This is a genomic window from Psychrobacter sp. NPDC078409 (assembly GCF_050268505.1).
Taxonomy (GTDB): domain Bacteria; phylum Pseudomonadota; class Gammaproteobacteria; order Pseudomonadales; family Moraxellaceae; genus Psychrobacter.
This window is the reverse complement of record NZ_JBNNGW010000004.1, coordinates 73,613-91,708: the sequence shown is the minus strand read 5'-3', so window position 1 is coordinate 91,708 and position 18,096 is coordinate 73,613. Positions and strand designations below refer to the sequence as shown.

Below are 18,096 nucleotides of genomic sequence, written 5' to 3'. Positions count from 1 at the left end.
AACTTTGTTACCTTTAGTTTTATAGGCTTTATCTTTGCTATTTCTTAGTATTCAGCAATCATTAGCGCACTCAACGTGATAACGCTCAGTCTTTACCCCCATTTATAGCGATACCCTTTATGTCCGATGTTATGCCTGATTTTTCGAGCGCTACTTATCAATTGACCTCTGACCCGATAGCGGCGACGTTCCGTGCTACTGGTGAGCATACACAGCCACTGAGAGTCGCTATCAATGGCTTTGGTCGTATAGGGCGCAATGTTCTTCGCGCTTTGCTAGAGCGCTTTGAAGTGTTGGGCCGCGCGATTCATGTGGTAGCAATTAATGACTTAGCGCCAGCGGATATCTTGTTGCATTTACTCAAGTTTGATAGCACCCATGGCCGCCTCAGTCGATTAGGGGTAAATGCTGAGATTGTAGAGAGTGAGTCAGGTGGTACGAGCAAAACTGAGCTCTGTCTGACCAAAAACAATCTGACCTACTGCATCAATATGCTATCAGAGCCTGATCCCAAAAATTTACCTTGGCAGGCGCTGGGTGTCGATGTGGTTTTAGAATGTACTGGGCATTTTCGCTCATATGAGCAAGCAACGCTACATATTGATGCTGGCGCGCAGCAAGTAATTATCGGTGCCGCGCCATTCGATGATGTGGATGCTTGTATCGTCATGGGCGTGAATACCGATGCGCTCACGCTTGAGCTACCGATTATCTCTAGTGTTTCTTGTACCACGCAGGCATTGGTGCCGTTGATTGATACGCTTGATAAGGCGTTCGGTGTGCAGTCCGCCATGATGACAGAGATTCATGCAGTCACCGCTGATCAGACAGTTCTAGATCAAGCACATCGAGATCCAAGACGGGCGCGCGCTTCTGGCTATAACATTATCCCGACGACATCCAGTAGTATCGCTGCGACAGAACGAGTGCTACCAGCCATGGTCGGCAAGATAAATGGACATTCGATACGGGTGCCCACTATCGACGTGGCTGCGATTGATGTCACCTTTGTATTTGATACGCCAGATGTCGATGTTGAGACAGTACGAGAAGTACTTAAATCTGCTAGTCAGGCACATTTGCATGACATCATGGCTTATACCGATGAGCCATTGGTATCTAGTGACTTTATCCATCAGACTGAGTCGCTTATCATTGATGGTCAGCAACTTATGCAAGTGGGTGGTCAATATAAGGTTTTTGCATGGTACGATAATGAATGGGGCTATGCCAATAGGCTGCTCGATATGTGCTTACATCTGGCCTCAAGCAAGCGGTAATGCACCAATTTACAAGTATTCGAAAATTAATTGAATTTTTTTAGTTTAGGGGCTTGCATTATAAAATGATATCTATATAATGATGCACCAATGGAGACGTGGCAGAGCGGTTGAATGCACCGGTCTTGAAAACCGACAAGGGTTAATAGCCCTTCGAGAGTTCGAATCTCTCCGTCTCCGCCAAATTCGAAAAACCCCCAATCAGCAATGATTGGGGCTTTTTTTTATGGTATTGATAAAAGTATTAATTAGTACCTTTTATAAAATCCTCAATAGTAGGTTATACAGCTACTTCACTAACGAATTTTCAAATTCGATTGTCTGATCATCTATTAAGGTAAGCGTACCTTTATTAATCTCGATAGTGATGCCACTAGCATTTTTGATAGCGCGCATGACATTGATATCCTCAATGCTGCTTTCAATAATGATCTTGCCAGACTGTTCTGGTGCGATAGGTGGATCAAACGTTGTCAAAGGCACATTAAAGTTTTTGCCCTTTGTCAGGTTGGCGTCCTTCATAGTCAGCGTCCCTTTAAAATTTTTTATCGCGCTTTTGCCATGATTGGATAGCATAAATTGCATTTTGACTTGATTTAAGCTATCGCTATCACTGGTTTTTACAGGTAGTAGGGCGACAGGGTACATCTGTGCAGTAGCGTGAGTCGCCTGACCTTTGACAATTGGGCTTTTCTTGCCCGTTGGGTTGTTTGGATGCAGACGCTCGTATTCACGCTGTTGTATCAGCGCTTGCTTGATAGTGGTGCGCGGCATCGCTCCTGATTCATAGGCATCGCTCAATTTCATACGCAGCATATATCGGCTGAGTACTTGTTGATCGGACTCAGACAATTGCTCAAAAGTTTGTCCTAGCTTTTTTTGCCATTGGTCAGAATCTGTCGGTATCGTTGTTTTATTTGGATCAGTCTGCGGCGATGAGCAGCCAGTCGCAAACACTAGCATTGCTACCGTCATGGTTGAAAACAAAGTTTTGTTGAAACGCTGATGTAAGCCCGTCATCGTACCCCTCCTTGCAGATCTTTATTATGTTGAAACCTTATAAATAGTCGCGACTATATTCTTAATATACCTTGTTTAAACATCTGTTGTGTTTAGTTATGGCTAACTAAAACCGCAAATATCGCAGAGTACTTAAAAAAATACGTACTATGAATAAGATGGAAACAGGACGTAACAAGAAGAGAGTTAGAAAAATATCAATAATGCTTTAACTTCTATAACAGCCACAAAAAAGACCAAGCTCGCGTTAGCAAACTCGGTCTTTTTATTTTCATACTATTTAGCAGCGATACTATTAATTAGTAACGATATTATTAATTTTTTAATCGTTGTCTTGCAACTCAGATAGCGGGTGAGTGATGTTGTTATTATGCGTCACTACAATCGCTTCATCAATAATATGTTGGCTAACGCCGCGCTTACGTAGCGTTTCGATGAATACTTCATCATGGGCGAGCGTATAATCCTGATGGTCACGATCCAAGCCCTGACGAATATAAAGACGAATAAGCCCTTGAATGCGCTTAAAGCCTAAGTCTGATGACGTCGTTTCTAATAGACCAATCATTTCTTCAGACAAACGAATACTAATCGGGCGCATGATTTTTTGCGGATGATCAGAAAACTTATTTTTTATACGTACAGGTATCATAATAAACCATTACTTTTAGTGAGTAAGAGCGAAGCACTCAAACAAGAACGAACCCAATCAAAACTAATCTTACCATACAACAAAAATGTCTAAAAGAACACCACAGCCGTGCTAATATTATTAGAAGTAAATATAAAAGACGCAGCAATAAAAAAACCTCCATCAAATTATGATGAAGGTTTTTAGTATATGGCTCTCCAACCTGGGCTCGAACCAGGGACACACGGATTAACAGTCCGTTGCTCTACCAACTGAGCTATTGGAGAATAGCTGGTCATAACAGCAAGTTATTGACGCTTTATATTAAAGCAGTTAATTAGCTTGTTTGCGTTATGTGGGGCACATTTTAGCCAAGTCACTACAGGCTGTCAACCTTATTATGCGTTTAATTATAAATATTATCGCAATTATTGAAAATTAACGCCAATCCCTTATCAGATAGGCTATTTCAAGGCAGCACTTAGTAGGAAATGACGACAAATGTGTTTTAAAAATAAAATGTGCTTTAGAAATAAAGAATATTTTCAGAAACTTTTATATGGCACATAGAATAAACGATAAGAATATAGAACTGGACGTCAATTCGGCAAAGTAAAACCGGATTTAATACTTTGTATTTTCGAATATAAAGGTGATGCGATACCGTTTGACACAATAAAGTTGCAAGACAGCCCTTCACATTGGCAGTAGAGTTCTATAAAATACCGACCATGTGGTTTCTTTGCTATGTTTTTTCATAGCATGCGTTGAACAAAAGCGGGTGTTCTAAAGATGAGTCCTACTACGATTGCTTACGGTTATCTGACTATTGCCATTATATGCGAAGTGGTGGGTACGACTTTTTTAGTAAAGTCAGAACAGTTCACCCGTTTGGTGCCAACTTTGATGATGGGCGCGCTTTATGCGGTTTCATTTTATCTATTGGCTCATACGCTCAAGACCATACCGCTAGGCATTGCGTACGCGCTGTGGGGCGGGCTTGGGATTGTACTAACCTCACTCGCTGGTGTGGTGCTATTCAAGCAAAATCTTGATACAGCAGCAGTGGTCGGTATCGCGATGATCGTCGGCGGTGTTGTTGTGATGAACTTATTGTCTAATTCTGTGGTGCATTGATATGGAAAATGCTTATAAGCGTAAAAAACAGCCAGAAGTCATTCGTCGTGCGTTGTTAGATCAAGCAGCACGTATCACGCTGGAGCAAGGTCTATCTAAAGTGACTTTTCAGGCAGTCGCTGATGCGGTTGGGGTGACAAAGGGTGGCGTGATGCATCATTTTTCTACTAAAAATGCGCTCGTGCTAGAAGTCTTCAATGATGCAATGGCTAAGTTTGAGGCAGAAGTAAATGCAGCAATGGCTGACGACCCTGTTAAGTACGGTTCATTTACCCGCGCTTATATAGATGCCACTATCAGCCTCGGCGAGCAAGGACAGGAGGAATACGATAATCAAGCGACCTTATATGTATTGATGCTAGGTGATAGTGAGCTGCGTGAATTGTGGGCTAAATGGGCGAATGAGCAACTCAAAAAACATGCAGCAACGGATAATACCGAGACATTATGTATGGTTCGCCTCGTCGCTGACGGTATTTGGCTCTCAGACTTTTCAGGCATCGATATCGCAGACAAACAATCATTACGTGATCGCTTGATAAAAATGACACAACAAGACTTTGATTTATAAAACGTTGCTGATTCATAAAACGATGCTTATTTATAAAATAACTTTTATTTCACTATTTAAAGACTAAATTTCTTAAAGACTAAATTTCGAAACTTAACTAACGACGACATTATGTGGTAAGAGCCTATTTATAGCTACTTTTGCCAATCGTCCTAAGGAGAATTTATGACTGATATTAATAATGTGACAGATATTATCGATTTAGACCAAGTACAAACAGCCTATATCAACGGTCGCTATTTAGCGGTTGATGAATCGCTGACGACTTTTGAAGATATTAATCCAGCCACTGGTGAAGTATTGGCAACGGTTCAGCAAACCAGCAATGAGCAGATTGATGAAGCCGTAAAAGCCGCACATAAAGGTCAAAAAATTTGGGCGGCGATGACAGCGGTCGAGCGTGGTCGCATCTTATCAAAAGCTGTTGAGATATTGCGCGATCGTAATGATGTATTGGCATTACTTGAGACCAAAGACACAGGTAAAGCCTACTCTGAAACTAAATACGTCGATATCGTCACTGGTGCTGATGTCGTGGAATACTATGCAGGTCTGGCACCAATGATTGAAGGTCGTCAGATTCCATTACGTGATACTAGTTTTGTATACACTCGCCGCGAGCCACTAGGCGTGGTCGCAGGTATTGGCGCGTGGAACTATCCTATTCAAATCGCGATGTGGAAAGCAGCACCTGCATTGGCTGCTGGTAATGCGATGATTTTTAAACCATCAGAAGTGACACCGTTGACGGCATTGAAACTGGCAGAGATATTGACAGAAGCTGGATTGCCAGACGGTGTGTTTAACGTGGTACAAGGTAACTATGAAGTGGGTCAGGCGCTAACTGAACACTCAGATATCGCAAAAGTATCGTTCACAGGTGGTGTGCCAACTGGCAAGAAAGTCATGTCGAGCGCGGCAAGCTCATCTCTAAAAGACGTAACCTTAGAGCTTGGTGGTAAATCACCTTTGATCATATTTGATGATGCAGATATCGATACCGCTGCTGACATCGCTATGATGGCCAACTTCTACAGTACGGGTCAGGTATGTACTAATGGTACGCGCGTATTTATCCCTAAAGCGCTACAAGAAAAATTTGAGCAAGCCATCTTAACCCGTGTTGAGCGTATCAGACTGGGCGATCCTATGGATGAGAACATCAATATGGGTCCGCTAGTTAGCTTCCCGCATATGGAAAGAGTACTTGGCTATATCGAGCAAGGTAAGAAAGGCGGCGCACGTCTGCTAACAGGTGGCGAGCGCGTTACAACGAATGAGCTTGCAAACGGCTCATTTGTCGCACCGACAGTATTCACTGATTGCACTGATGATATGACTATCGTACGCGAAGAAATCTTTGGCCCAGTGATGTCGATATTGACTTACGAGACCGAAGAAGAAGTCATTCGCCGTGCCAATGATACCGATTACGGCTTGGCAGCTGGGGTTGTGACTACAGATCTAAAACGCGCGCATCGAGTCATCGCTCAGATCGAAGCTGGCATCTGCTGGTTGAATACATGGGGCGAGTCGGCAGCACAAATGCCAGTAGGCGGCTATAAGCATTCTGGTATCGGCCGCGAAAACGGTATCGAAGCGCTCGAACACTATACTCAGACCAAATCTATCCAAGTAGAGTTGGGTGCGTTTGAATCTGTCTTTTAATCAATCTTATTGAGAAAAACGAAGCCAGTAAGGTTTCTTATTAGCTTTTATTTAGCCTTTTTAGGACACCTTACTGACCCTAAACGATTTATGTTTTTTCAATATTATGGAGTATGTTATGACATCAACCACACCTGAGTATGACTATATTATTGTTGGAGCAGGCTCAGCAGGAAATGTGTTGGCCACGCGTCTGACCGAAGATGCCAGTATTAAAGTACTGCTGTTAGAAGCAGGTCGTCCAGATTATCGTTTTGATTTCCGTACCCAAATGCCAGCTGCGCTTGCCATGCCATTGCAAGGGACGACTTATAACTGGGGTTATAAGACAGATCCTGAGCCATATATGAATAACCGTGTCATGGACTGTGGCCGCGGTAAAGGGCTAGGTGGCTCATCACTGATTAATGGTATGTGCTATATCCGTGGTAATGCGCTAGATTTTGACGACTGGTCTAAGATAAAAGGTCTGTCAGATTGGACGTATTCGGATTGCCTGCCTTATTTTAAAAAGCTAGAAAACTGTGACGCTGGTGAGAACGACTATCATGGCGTGGGCGGTCCTGTTGAAATGACTACCTCAAAGCCAGGGGTCAATCCACTGTTCCAAGCTATGATTGAAGCGGGCGTACAAGCGGGTTATCCACGTACCGAAGATCTAAACGGTTATCAGCAAGAAGGTTTTGGTCCGATGGATCGATTCGTGACGCCTAATGGTCGCCGTGCATCAACGGCTCGCGGCTATCTTGATCGTGCCAAACCACGTAGCAATATTACGATTTTGACAGGTGCATTGACTGATGTAATTTTATTCGACGGCAAGCGCGCTATCGGTGTCAAAGTCGAGCACGAAGGCCAGACCAAAAACTTCCATGCCGCTCGCGAAGTGATTGTCTCATCTGGTGCGATTGCCTCACCGCAACTACTGCAGCGTTCAGGTATCGGTCCTGGTCAGTGGTTAAGAGACGCTGGCGTGACTGAAATATTGGATCTGCCAGGTGTCGGTAACAATTTACAGGACCATCTAGAGCTATATATGCAGTATGAATGCAAACTGCCAGTGTCAATCGCGCCTGCCAATAAATGGTGGAATAAGCCTGCGATTGGTGCGGAATGGTTATTCAATGGAACAGGTCTTGGTGCGTCTAACCAATTTGAAGGTGGCGGTTTCATCCGTACGGATGAGAAGTTTACCCATCCAAATATTCAGTATCATTTCTTGCCACTAGCTGTACGTTACGATGGCCGCAGTGCTGTGAAATCACATAGCTTCCAAGCACACGTCGGCTCACTGCGCTCACCAAGTCGTGGCCGCGTCAAGCTAAAAACACGTGATCCGAAAGCACATCCAAGCATTTTGTTTAATTACATGTCGCATGATCAAGACTGGCAAGAGTTCCGTGCTGCGATGCGTATCACGCGTGAGATCATGCATCAGCCAGCGCTTGACCCTTATCGTGGTCGCGCGATTGCACCGACCGATGATTTGGTCACCGACGCTCAATTAGATGAATACGTACGCAATCATAGTGAGACGGCTTATCATCCATCTTGTACCTGTGCGATGGGTGAAGATAACGATTCGGTAGTGAATGGCGAAGGTCTGGTACATGGTATTGATGGCTTGCGAGTCGTCGATGCGTCTATCATGCCAAACATTATTAGTGGTAATCTCAATGCTACGACTATTATGCTCGCCGAAAAAATCGTCGACAAGATGAGAGGCGTACAGCTGCCACGTTCAACGGCAGATTATTACGTGGCCAATGGTGCACCACTGCGCACAGAGCCAATGCGCGATTATCTCTCGACGGTGTAGGCTGTGATATAAGCCTGCATATAGGATACTGAATAAATAACGATATGAGAAAATTTTAACCAAAAGGCCTTTCCAAGTAGAGGCCTTTTCTATCAGCGCTAACGTATTAGAATAATGAATACCGTTCAGGTTGAATTTGTTTATAATTTTATTAGCTTTTTATTTATTGGTACTGCTTTGTCCGTCATGCGGTTGGTTCCACGTTATACGGTTATAGATCATCAGTCTACTATTAGACGATGCCGGACAAAGCAATATCGGACCCTGTTTAATTTACCTATTGAGGTCTTTTATGTACAGTTCGCCATCACAAGATGTGACGAAACCTCTGACCCTAAACAAAACCGTGTTTATGGGCTCAGCTATTATTTCTATTTTATTGATAATCTGGACCATCGCTTTTCCAGATTATAGTGAGGCCTTGTTGAGCGCGAGCATGACTTGGGTATCAGATAAGTTTGGCTGGTATTATATGTTGGTGGTTGCCGCTTATAGTATCTTTGCGTTGTTTGTTGGTTTTTCTAAGTACGGTGATATAAAGCTTGGTCAAGACCACGAAAAAGCGCAATTTCCGTTTTTAGCGTGGGCGGCCATGCTGTTCTCAGCGGGTATCGGTATTGACCTGTTGTTCTTTGGTGCCTCTGAGCCTTTGATGCATTATTTGACCCCGCATACAGGCCTAGAGCCTGCTAGTGCTGAGGCCATGCGTGAAGCACTTGCTCAGACTTTCTTGCACTGGGGTCTACATGGTTGGGGTATTTATGCGCTGATCGGTATGGCGCTGGCTTACTTTGCTTATCGCAAAAACATGCCGCTGGCACTACGCTCGCCGCTAACACCGATATTTGGTGAACGCTTAATCAAAGGTTGGTTAGGTGATGGTATTGATACCTTTGGCGTTGTTTGTACGTTGATGGGTATTGCAACCAGTTTGGGTATTGGGGTATTACAGGCAAATGCTGGCTTGACCCATGTGTTCGGTATCGAATCTAGCAAAACGGTTCAGGCGCTTATCATCGTAGGCGTTGTCGCTGCAGCCGCTGTCTCTGCGATGACAGGTGTCGAAAAAGGCGTTCGTCGTCTATCTGAATTCAACATGTTGTCGTCAATACTGTTGTTGCTTGCCATATTGGTAATGGGCAATACGGTATATCTATTAAATACCTTTACTCAAAATATCGGTCAATATTTCCAAACCATCGTTTATAAAACCTTTGATGTTTATGCTTATGACGGTGCTGCTGGTGCCGAGTGGAAATCTTGGTGGACGATATTTTTCTGGGCATGGTGGGTTGCTTGGGCACCATTTGTAGGTCTATTTATCGCACGTATTAGCCGTGGCCGTACGTTGCGCGAGTTTGTATTTGGCGTGATGTTTATTCCGCTTGGGTTTATTTTTGCATGGTTCTCTATCTTTGGTAATTCAGCGATAGATTTGGTTGCCAATGGCGCAACAGAGCTTGGCGAAATCGCGGTCAATGATGCGGCAATGGGCATGTTTGCGCTGTTTGAGTACTTCCCTTACAGTGAAGTATTGTCATTTGCCGGTGTGGTTATTGGTCTTATTTTCTTTGTGACTTCTGCTGACTCAGGCGCGTTAGTATTAGCGAACTTGAGCTCAAGAGGTATGACCAATGATACTGATGCACCGGTTTGGTTACGTCTGTTTTGGGCAGCAGCCACTGGTCTCATTACCTTAGGATTATTGTTTGCAGGTGGTTTTTCTTCACTACAGTCTGTCTCTGTCATTGCAGGTTTGCCATTCTCTATTATTCTTGTGCTCTACATGATGTCTATGTGGAAGTCGCTAAAAGAAGAAGGCAATAAGCGTAAAGCCAGTACAATTGGCACGGCAAATGTGTTGGACAGTGGGAAGAGCTGGAAAGCGCGCTTGCAACGTATTGTGAGTTTCCCGGGACATGCACAGGTTGAAAAATTCTTGCATACGGTCGTCATGCCAGCGATGTCTGAGGTCGAAAAAGAATTTAAAGCAGGTGGTCTCAAAACCTCGTTAGATACCAAAAACCTTGCTAGTATCGGTGAAGGTATCGATGCAGGCATGGACCAAGATAGTGGTCAGGTAGACGGTCTAAAACTGCGTGTCGGTCATGGCGATGAAGATGACTTTATTTATGAAGTCAATCTGATTAAAGCTCATCGTCCTAACTTTACATTGAGCACATCTACCAAGCACGCAGAGTACTACTACCGTGCGGAAGTGTTCTTAAGTGAAGGCTCGCAAGAGTATGACTTGGTTGGCTACTCAAAAGAGCAGGTATTGGTTGATATCTTAAATCAGTACGAGCGCCATTTGCAGTATCTGCATTTAGAGCGTTAATCAGACACACTTTTTAAGTGAAACTATCAGTAAAAATGTCCCCATAAGTTGAACGCAGCTTATGGGGTTTTTTTATGAATAACCATTTATAAATAACTATCGTTTGAATTGAGGGCATATCTCAAACAAGTGCAAAACAAGTACCGCAAATATAAGGTAAAATTCATTAAGATTAAATTGATCGACTGATACGCTGCAACGTATTAGCAAAGGATACATTTGTGACCAAATTAAAGTACATAGCGCATTACTCAGAGCAGATTCAAACTCAAGCTGCTCAGCTTATCAGTGATGGTAGGTTGGGCGAGTATCTGGAAAAAAAATACCCAACTCAGCATCAAGTCCAAAGCGACAAAGCGCTTTATCAGTATATAAATGAGATAAAAACCCAATACATGCGTAAGATTGGTCAGCTATCGAATGTCAGCTATAGCAGTAAGCTCAAGGTTTTAAAACATGCCCTAGGTATCCATACGACGCAATCGCGCGTACAGGGCAGTAAGCTCAAATCGCACAATAGCATCACGGTAGCCAGTCTATTTAAGGATGCGCCGCCAGAGTTTTTGCGCATGATAGTGGTGCACGAGCTTGCCCATTTCAAAGAGCATGAGCATAACAAAGCGTTTTATCAATTATGCTGCCATATGGAGCCTGAGTATCATCAATTTGAGCTAGATACGCGACTGTGGCTGCACTGGCGCGAGTTGTAACCCTAATATAGTCAAGTCTATATACATCCGCTACATCGTCATCCTCGCTAAGCATACTAATGTATAACTTGCACTCGGTTGCCTTGTACTACTTTTAAATTGAATCAACTATAGTATGAATAGTAATCTTGATAACTTTCATAGTAATCTTAATAACAGCCACATAAATATCGTGTTCTTCTCTGTAGCAATCATCTGAGCCGCCAGAATTACGTTATAATCCTAACCACACACGATATAGTCCATAAAAGGTTGTAAACAATGATTAATACCAAAATATATAAAGCCACTTACACCTTAGCTGAAGAATTATTAGAAGCGGATCGCAGAAGCAATCAAGAAAAATTTGATTCGTTATATGCTGAACTAAACGCCATTTGCACCGATAATGAAGGTACTGACAAAGACCACCCAGAACAATGGGAAACGCTCGCTGATTTCACAGAAGATTTGGACGCAGCACTGGTGATTTATGACAAAGCATTGGCCAAGGCTACTGCCATTAACTCAAAAGATCATATGTCATCGATTGCTTTTTCTATGGCGGTGCTACAGCTTGAGACAGGTGAAAAAGAAGCCGCTATCCAAAGCCTACAAAATGCTAAAGTCACAGCCAATAAAATTGAAGACAAAGAGTTCAAGGTTGAGATTGATGAGATGCTTACTAAACTATTGGCAGAGTAGTTTGGTTTATAGTCAATCCTTCTATAAATTGGGTACGGTGTCAGTCTAGCCTAGCCTAGCTTACTACTTGTACTACTTTCACTCGGCCTCCTTGTATTCAAATGATATTGAACCGACTATAAATAGGGCAATCAGATATGCAAGACATACCTGTGGTAATCGTTGGTGGTGGGTTGAGTGGATTATATGCTGCCTTCTTATTAGAGCAAAAGGGTATAGCGTATAGATTGCTAGAGGCGCGTGATACCGTGGGTGGTCGCATTGCAGTTGCTAAATATCCATATGCGCATGCTACTAATAACAGTACTGATATCGAACAAAAAGAATCAAGCGCCGCGTTTGATTTAGGACCGTCTTGGTTTTGGCCGGATTATCAAACGCAGTTAAGTACGCTTATTGAGTCGTTAGATTTATCACGTTTTGCGCAGTTCGAAGAAGGCGATATGATGGTTGAGCGGGCTGCCAACCAGCTACCTGTGCGTATGCAAGGTTACAAAAGCGCACCACCTTCTATGCGTCTAGTTGGTGGTATGGCCGCTTTGATTGAGGCGCTATATGCTCGCTTAGATGCCAGTTGTATCATGACCAGTCAAACCGTAAGGCAATTAAACAGGACGCCTCAACATATCGAAGTACAGAGTGAAGATAGCTCTGGGCATGTGACCGGACATGTGATGACGTTCCGTGCGCAGCATGTGCTACTTGCGTTACCGCCTCGATTGGTAGAAGGTCGGATAGCATTTCAGCCAGCGCTACCGCAAGACTTAAGTGAACAGTGGCGCGAGACAGCCACTTGGATGGCGCCTCATGCCAAATACGTCGCTGTTTATGAATCACCATTTTGGCGAGATGCTGGTTTCTCGGGTGCCGCGCGCAGTGCAATAGGGCCACTTACTGAGATACATGATGCCTCGACATTAGAGAACGATGGGGCATTGTTTGGCTTCTTTGGTGTTCCCGCTCAAGTACGACAGAGTGTCTCTGATACAGTGCTAAAAGAACATTGCCGTGCGCAGTTAGTGCGACTATTCGGTGCGCAGGCAAGTACTCCAAAAGCTGAATATCTTAAGGACTGGGCACAGGATCCATTAACAGCGATGCCCGCTGATGCTAGCGGTAACGGTCAGCATGCAGTAGCACCGCCGTCCAAGCCAAAAACGGGCATGTGGCAAGACTGTCTAATAGGTTGTGGTAGTGAGTGGTCAGCACAGTTCCCAGGCTATGTCGCTGGGGCAATTGATGCAGCAACCGTCGCTGTACAAAGCTTACCTGCTACTATTTTGCGCCAGTAGCTATTAGGGTGCTGTTGTAAGCTATTATGAAAGCCATCCAACATGACTAAGAAAATTCGTCATCCAATAGGATAGTCGATGAATGATTCGCTCAAACAAAAAACTTCTCACAAAACCACTTGGCTGGTGCCTTTTGTTTGTCTACTGGCAGGCGGTGCACTCACTGGTATCTCGACCAATGTGGCAAAGTACGCTATCGATGTCGGTTTGACCCCATTAGGGTTTTTGTTTTGGTCGATTACTGGCGCTGCTGTTATTTTATTTATGATAGCGCTCATCAGAAAAGAACTTCCTCCTCTTAATGCGCGCAGCTTAGAGTATTACTTTGTCGCGGCGCTTGTCAGTGTCGCGGCCGCTAACTTATTATTATTTTCTGCCATTCCTCATGTGGGCGCAGGTTTCGTCGCCTTAATCCTCTCATTGCCGCCACTGCTAACGTATCTTGGCGCGCTGATACTACGTATAGAGCAATTTTATATTGTCCGTGCGCTTGGAGTCATCGCAGCACTCATTGGAGCAGGGGCATTAGCCGTACATAAATTCTCTACGCCAGATTCTAGTGTGTTTTGGATTTTAATCGCGCTTTGTGGGCCAGTGCTACTTGCTATTGGTAACATATATCGGACATTACGCTGGCCTAATAATGCGTCTTCTGGCGCACTCGCTCCAGGTATGTTGATTGCGGCAGCGCTGCTGCTAGGTTTGTTTAGTATGATGTCAGACTTCTCTATTGCTGTACCTTTAGAGAATTGGTTGCCGCTAAGCATGATAGCTATACAAGCAGGCGTATTCGCTGGACAGTTTTTACTATTATTTCTATTGCAAAAGACAGGTGGGCCCGTGTTGCTGAGTTTGTTAGGTGCGGTAGGGGCCATTGTCGGCGTACCCGTCGCTATTTTTTTGCAAGGGGAAAGTCCACCAGAAGGTTTATTTTTAGGTGCGACTTTAATTGCTATTGGCGTGGCATTAGTGACATGGGGCGGCGTAAAAATATCAAAAGTAAAAGAAGAAGTCTCATAAATGTGTATAGGCAATAGCATTAAACTATAGAGTTATTAAAACCGTTACTGCCTAATGGACACTTCTTATCTCGCTCTGGTTATCAGTATCTAGCTTATCAATAGCTGCTATGACTCAATAATTGGTTACGATTAACTTCAATCACTTTTTGTGGATAGGACAAAAAAGGAGTATAAGTATCGTGGTTATCGTTGTCATGGACTCAGGCTATGAATGCAGCCACGCGTTATCGGTTATTAAACAATTTTACGATTCTTATTAGTGTCATCGGGGTAGCGATTGCCTTGTTAGATAGTGGTTTTACACTACCGACGTGGCTCCAGCAAGTATTCCATATTTTCTATTTGGTCATCATCTTCCTTAGTTTTATGGTGACCGCTGGTCGTTACATCTATACTAAAAAGCCATTAACGCTTAATAAAGTCGCTGTCTTTGACGCACTGACTAGCATTGCCATTATCATTTTATTGACCGCGCATTTTACGGACTTAGTACGTTCGGGCCTAGCTGCTGCCGTTGATGGCTTTGTCGCGATAAAGATAGCGGTGTTTGTCACCTTCGTCCGCGAACTCTCCGATCATAATTTCAATCTCAATCGTACCTTTCTACATCCTGCCCAGTTTTTTATTCTAAGCTTTTTAGTCGTGGTGCTGGTTGGAGCATTGCTATTGATGATGCCCAATGCGACAACGCAGCCGCTGTCTTTTGTGGATGCGCTATTTACTGCGACCAGTGCGGTCTGCGTGACAGGGCTTATCGTCGTGGATACTGCCACCTATTTTACGACTTTTGGCCAAGTCATTATTATGGGGCTGATACAAATTGGCGGTTTGGGTATTTTGACCTTTGTGACCTATTTTAGTTATTTCTTTAAGGGCGGTGTCAGCTATGAGACACAAGCCAGCATCAGCGAGATGTCTTATATGCGCGGTATGGGTGATGTGGTGTCGACACTCAAGTCTATCTTATACGTCACATTTGCTGTCGAGGCGGTAGCGGCTGCGCTGATTTATATCAGTATTTATGACATACCCAATATGGATTGGTCTGAGCAGCTATTTTTTTCGGTCTTTCATGCGATTTCTGCTTTTTGTAATGCTGGATTCTCTACATTCAGTGCTGGCTTGTACGATGATTCGCTACGTTTTAATTATTCGCTACAGCTGATTCTGGCGATGACATTTATCTTCGGTGGTATGGGTTTCACCATCGTGGTCAATGTGCTTAGGTATTTACGTTATCGTGCTCAGCGGCTGATAAATCGCCATGACCAACGCTACATCTATCAGCCTTGGTTACTTAATATTAATAGCCGTATTACTTTGATTACCACAGGCGCATTACTGTTGGTCGGTCTGATTGGGGTGATGATATTTGAATACAACAATGTGCTCGCTGACCATACCAGTTTTCTTGGGAAGCTGGTAACAGGGTTCTTTACTGCGGCTACCCCGCGTACGGCAGGGTTTAATGTCATTGATATGGGTGAACTTACATTTCCGACTGTTATGCTGACGATATTTCTAATGTGGATTGGTGCGTCACCAAACTCGACAGGTGGTGGTATCAAGACCAGTACCTTTGCGATTGCGCTATTGAATACATTGAGTCTGGCGCGTGGTCAGACCAAGATAGAAGTCTTTAAAAGAGAGATTGCGGAGATTTCAGTTCGCCGCGCATTTTCTATTATGTGGCTGTCGCTACTGGTCATCGGTACGGGCGTGACACTCATCAGTTATGATCAGCCAGAGCTTGATTTGATTAAAGTGGTATTTGAGTGTTTCTCAGCTTATAGCACGGTGGGCCTAAGTTTAAACCTGACAGCAGACTTATCAGATTTTAGTAAAATAGTGGTTTCGGTCATTATGTTCGTTGGCCGCGTCAGTATGCTGACGATATTTATTGCACTGCTAAAAAATATGCGTCAACGTAATTATCGCTATCCTACTGAAGAGATTACGATTAACTAATCCGTCGTAAACAGTTATCTAATCCATCGTAAACAGACTATGTCGTTCTTAATAAATAGCAAAAAATATTAAAAAAGGTTGTTTAAGTTATGAAGTACATCATCGTAGGGCTAGGAAATTTCGGTGCATCGTTAGGATCGGCATTGACCAGTCAAGGGCATGAAGTGATTGCTATTGATAGTAGTATGCAACGGGTTGAAGCTTATAAAGAAGTGATTTCTCATACGCTGTGTATGGATGCCACGGATGAGTATACGGTTAGCGGATTACCAATCGTTGATACTGATATTGTCATTGTGGCAATTGGCGAAGATCAAGGGGCCAATGTTATGGCAACAGCGCTATTTAAGACGTTAAAAGCCAAGCGTTTGATCAGCCGTAGTATCAATCCGCTACATGAAAAAGTCCTCCAAGCCATCGGCGTGGATGATTTGATTCACCCTGAAAAAGAAGCGGCCAATCGCTGGGCCAAGCGTCTGTCACTACGCTATTTTGTCGATTCGTTTGAATTAAGCGATAACTTCAGCATGGTAGAGATTAAGATTCCAAATGTGTTGGTTGGTAAGACTGTCGACGACTTACAGTTAGAGCAAAAGTTCAATATCCGATTGCTTAGTACGTTGCGCTATGAGTATTATGAAGACAGCTTTGGTCGTACGCAGAGCAAGCCTAGCATTCAAGGTTTGGCGACGCCTGAGCAAGTACTGCAAGAGCGCGATGTACTGGTGATTTATGGCGCCAACAAACATATCAATCAGTTCTTACGTAGTGTGGGTGTGAAAATAAAATAGCAGCTTGCCATTGCAGTAATACCAGAAGGTATAGGGAAATGATTATGAATAAGCGAAGTATCTCTGTCCTACTGATCGCCATAATGACACTACTGTCAGGTTGTGATCAATCAGCGCAAGACCCGAACGTTCTTTTGTCTGAGCATCAAAAAGACCCGATTAAAGAGTTGGCGATTACCTCAGACGTGGATCACAGTCAGTTTGGTTATAAGCAAACCTTTTATGTGCCGATTTATTCTGATATCTATACCGATAGAGACGCTCGCAAAGTGCTGCTATCGGCGACGCTGAGTGTACGTAATACCACGCTCAAAAAGTCACTGTATATTAATAAAATTGATTATTACGATACAGATGGAGCATTGGTCAAATCATATTTAGATAAGCCTATCGAGCTACCAGCGATGGCCACGCTGAACTATATTGTCGAAAAAGAAGAGGATAAAGGCGGTTCTGGTGCTAACTTTATCATCGAAGTTGAAGGTGTAGATGAAACCGTCAGACCAGTGATAGAAGCGGTCATGATTGGTAATTTTAGCAATAAGGGATTTGCCTTTAGTACAGAAGGCACGCCCGTAATACATTGAGATATGTATAGTCGGTACGTAGTTCAGAGCATTAAAAGAGCACTGTAGTATAGGCGGAAGTAGTTTCTACTTTTACTTTGCTATCTAGCGATGCTCGTATAAATGTATTAAGCGAATCAACATGGACAGTTCAATTCAAGGAAGAGTTATGTCTGCAACCAAAGAAGAAATCAGCGCCTTTATGGCATTGGAGTTTCCCCAAACCAAATGTGTCGTCGAGACGGTCAACGAAAATGGCGCGACCTTATCGCACGAGATTGGCATAAATGAGCTGCGTCCCGGTGGCACAGTCTCGGGACCTGTCATGATGGCCGTCGCTGATGTCGCTATCTATGTGGCGATACTCGGAAGAATCGGCATTGTCCCGTTAACGGTGACGACGAGTTTGACCATCAACTTTTTGCGTAAGCCATCAGCAAATGCTCGTATTATCGCCGAATGTACCTTGATGAAAGTAGGGCGCACGTTGATTATAGGCGAGGTATCTCTGTATTCAGAAGGCTCTGATGATATCGTGGCTCATGTGGTCGGCACGTATTCGGTGCCGCCTAAGCATATTGAAGGTTAGCTAGTTTATA

General features: G+C 43.7%; 16 protein-coding genes and 2 tRNA genes. 15 read left to right on the top strand and 3 right to left on the bottom strand.

The window, feature by feature from the left end; all coding sequences use genetic code 11:
- The first annotated feature begins 131 nt into the window (after window positions 1–131).
- Both ACQKC9_RS09160 and ACQKC9_RS09155 read left to right on the top strand, forming a co-directional pair.
- A complete protein-coding gene (locus tag ACQKC9_RS09160) occupies window positions 132–1,280 on the top strand; it encodes a type I glyceraldehyde-3-phosphate dehydrogenase (RefSeq protein ID WP_427621811.1) in 1,149 nt (382 codons plus the stop codon).
- Between the two features lie 92 nt (window positions 1,281–1,372).
- Window positions 1,373–1,463, top strand: a tRNA-Ser gene (locus ACQKC9_RS09155).
- A 105-nt stretch (window positions 1,464–1,568) separates the two neighbouring features.
- On the opposite strand, the gene ACQKC9_RS09150 is transcribed toward ACQKC9_RS09155, so the two are convergent.
- The 3 genes from ACQKC9_RS09150 to ACQKC9_RS09140 all read right to left on the bottom strand — a co-directional run bounded on the left by ACQKC9_RS09150 (window position 1,569) and on the right by ACQKC9_RS09140 (window position 3,218).
- Entirely contained in the window at window positions 1,569–2,300 is a 732-nt protein-coding gene (locus ACQKC9_RS09150; protein WP_427621516.1) for a hypothetical protein, read from the bottom strand.
- A gap of 322 nt (window positions 2,301–2,622) precedes the next feature.
- Window positions 2,623–2,952: a hypothetical protein gene (locus ACQKC9_RS09145; protein WP_057761113.1), complete on the bottom strand. Its 330-nt coding sequence runs from the start codon at window positions 2,950–2,952 to the stop codon at window positions 2,623–2,625.
- A 190-nt stretch (window positions 2,953–3,142) separates the two neighbouring features.
- A tRNA-Asn gene (locus ACQKC9_RS09140) sits at window positions 3,143–3,218 on the bottom strand.
- 505 nt (window positions 3,219–3,723) lie between these two features.
- Between ACQKC9_RS09140 and ACQKC9_RS09135 the strand changes: the two genes are divergently transcribed.
- The 13 genes from ACQKC9_RS09135 to ACQKC9_RS09075 all read left to right on the top strand — a co-directional run bounded on the left by ACQKC9_RS09135 (window position 3,724) and on the right by ACQKC9_RS09075 (window position 18,086).
- Entirely contained in the window at window positions 3,724–4,068 is a 345-nt protein-coding gene (locus ACQKC9_RS09135; protein WP_427621515.1) for a DMT family transporter, read from the top strand.
- A 1-nt stretch (window position 4,069) separates the two neighbouring features.
- Window positions 4,070–4,639, top strand: a complete 570-nt coding sequence (locus ACQKC9_RS09130) for a TetR/AcrR family transcriptional regulator (RefSeq protein WP_218870191.1) — start codon at window positions 4,070–4,072, stop codon at window positions 4,637–4,639.
- 165 nt (window positions 4,640–4,804) lie between these two features.
- Complete coding sequence (gene betB, locus ACQKC9_RS09125; RefSeq protein ID WP_427621514.1) at window positions 4,805–6,307, top strand: betaine-aldehyde dehydrogenase; 1,503 nt, start codon at window positions 4,805–4,807, stop codon at window positions 6,305–6,307.
- A gap of 118 nt (window positions 6,308–6,425) precedes the next feature.
- Complete coding sequence (gene betA, locus ACQKC9_RS09120) at window positions 6,426–8,126, top strand: choline dehydrogenase (protein ID WP_427621513.1); 1,701 nt, start codon at window positions 6,426–6,428, stop codon at window positions 8,124–8,126.
- 292 nt (window positions 8,127–8,418) lie between these two features.
- The gene (gene betT / locus ACQKC9_RS09115) at window positions 8,419–10,464 is read left to right on the top strand and encodes a choline BCCT transporter BetT (RefSeq protein WP_427621511.1); all 2,046 of its coding nucleotides are present in this window, start codon (window positions 8,419–8,421) and stop codon (window positions 10,462–10,464) included.
- Window positions 10,465–10,685: 221 nt separating this feature from the next.
- Window positions 10,686–11,174, top strand: coding sequence for a M48 metallopeptidase family protein (locus tag ACQKC9_RS09110; RefSeq protein WP_102092284.1), 489 nt, complete (start codon window positions 10,686–10,688; stop codon window positions 11,172–11,174).
- Window positions 11,175–11,435: 261 nt separating this feature from the next.
- Window positions 11,436–11,858: a tetratricopeptide repeat protein gene (locus ACQKC9_RS09105; protein ID WP_427621509.1), complete on the top strand. Its 423-nt coding sequence runs from the start codon at window positions 11,436–11,438 to the stop codon at window positions 11,856–11,858.
- A 137-nt stretch (window positions 11,859–11,995) separates the two neighbouring features.
- A complete protein-coding gene (locus tag ACQKC9_RS09100; RefSeq protein WP_427621507.1) occupies window positions 11,996–13,150 on the top strand; it encodes a flavin monoamine oxidase family protein in 1,155 nt (384 codons plus the stop codon).
- A 78-nt stretch (window positions 13,151–13,228) separates the two neighbouring features.
- Window positions 13,229–14,170, top strand: coding sequence for a DMT family transporter (locus tag ACQKC9_RS09095; protein WP_427621506.1), 942 nt, complete (start codon window positions 13,229–13,231; stop codon window positions 14,168–14,170).
- Window positions 14,171–14,379: 209 nt separating this feature from the next.
- Window positions 14,380–16,140: a TrkH family potassium uptake protein gene (locus tag ACQKC9_RS09090; RefSeq protein ID WP_427621504.1), complete on the top strand. Its 1,761-nt coding sequence runs from the start codon at window positions 14,380–14,382 to the stop codon at window positions 16,138–16,140.
- 89 nt (window positions 16,141–16,229) lie between these two features.
- Window positions 16,230–16,931, top strand: a complete 702-nt coding sequence (locus ACQKC9_RS09085) for a potassium channel family protein (protein ID WP_427621503.1) — start codon at window positions 16,230–16,232, stop codon at window positions 16,929–16,931.
- A gap of 44 nt (window positions 16,932–16,975) precedes the next feature.
- Entirely contained in the window at window positions 16,976–17,518 is a 543-nt protein-coding gene (locus ACQKC9_RS09080) for a DUF3124 domain-containing protein (RefSeq protein WP_347163042.1), read from the top strand.
- A 148-nt stretch (window positions 17,519–17,666) separates the two neighbouring features.
- The gene (locus ACQKC9_RS09075) at window positions 17,667–18,086 is read left to right on the top strand and encodes a PaaI family thioesterase (RefSeq protein WP_427621501.1); all 420 of its coding nucleotides are present in this window, start codon (window positions 17,667–17,669) and stop codon (window positions 18,084–18,086) included.
- Window positions 18,087–18,096 lie beyond the last annotated feature (10 nt).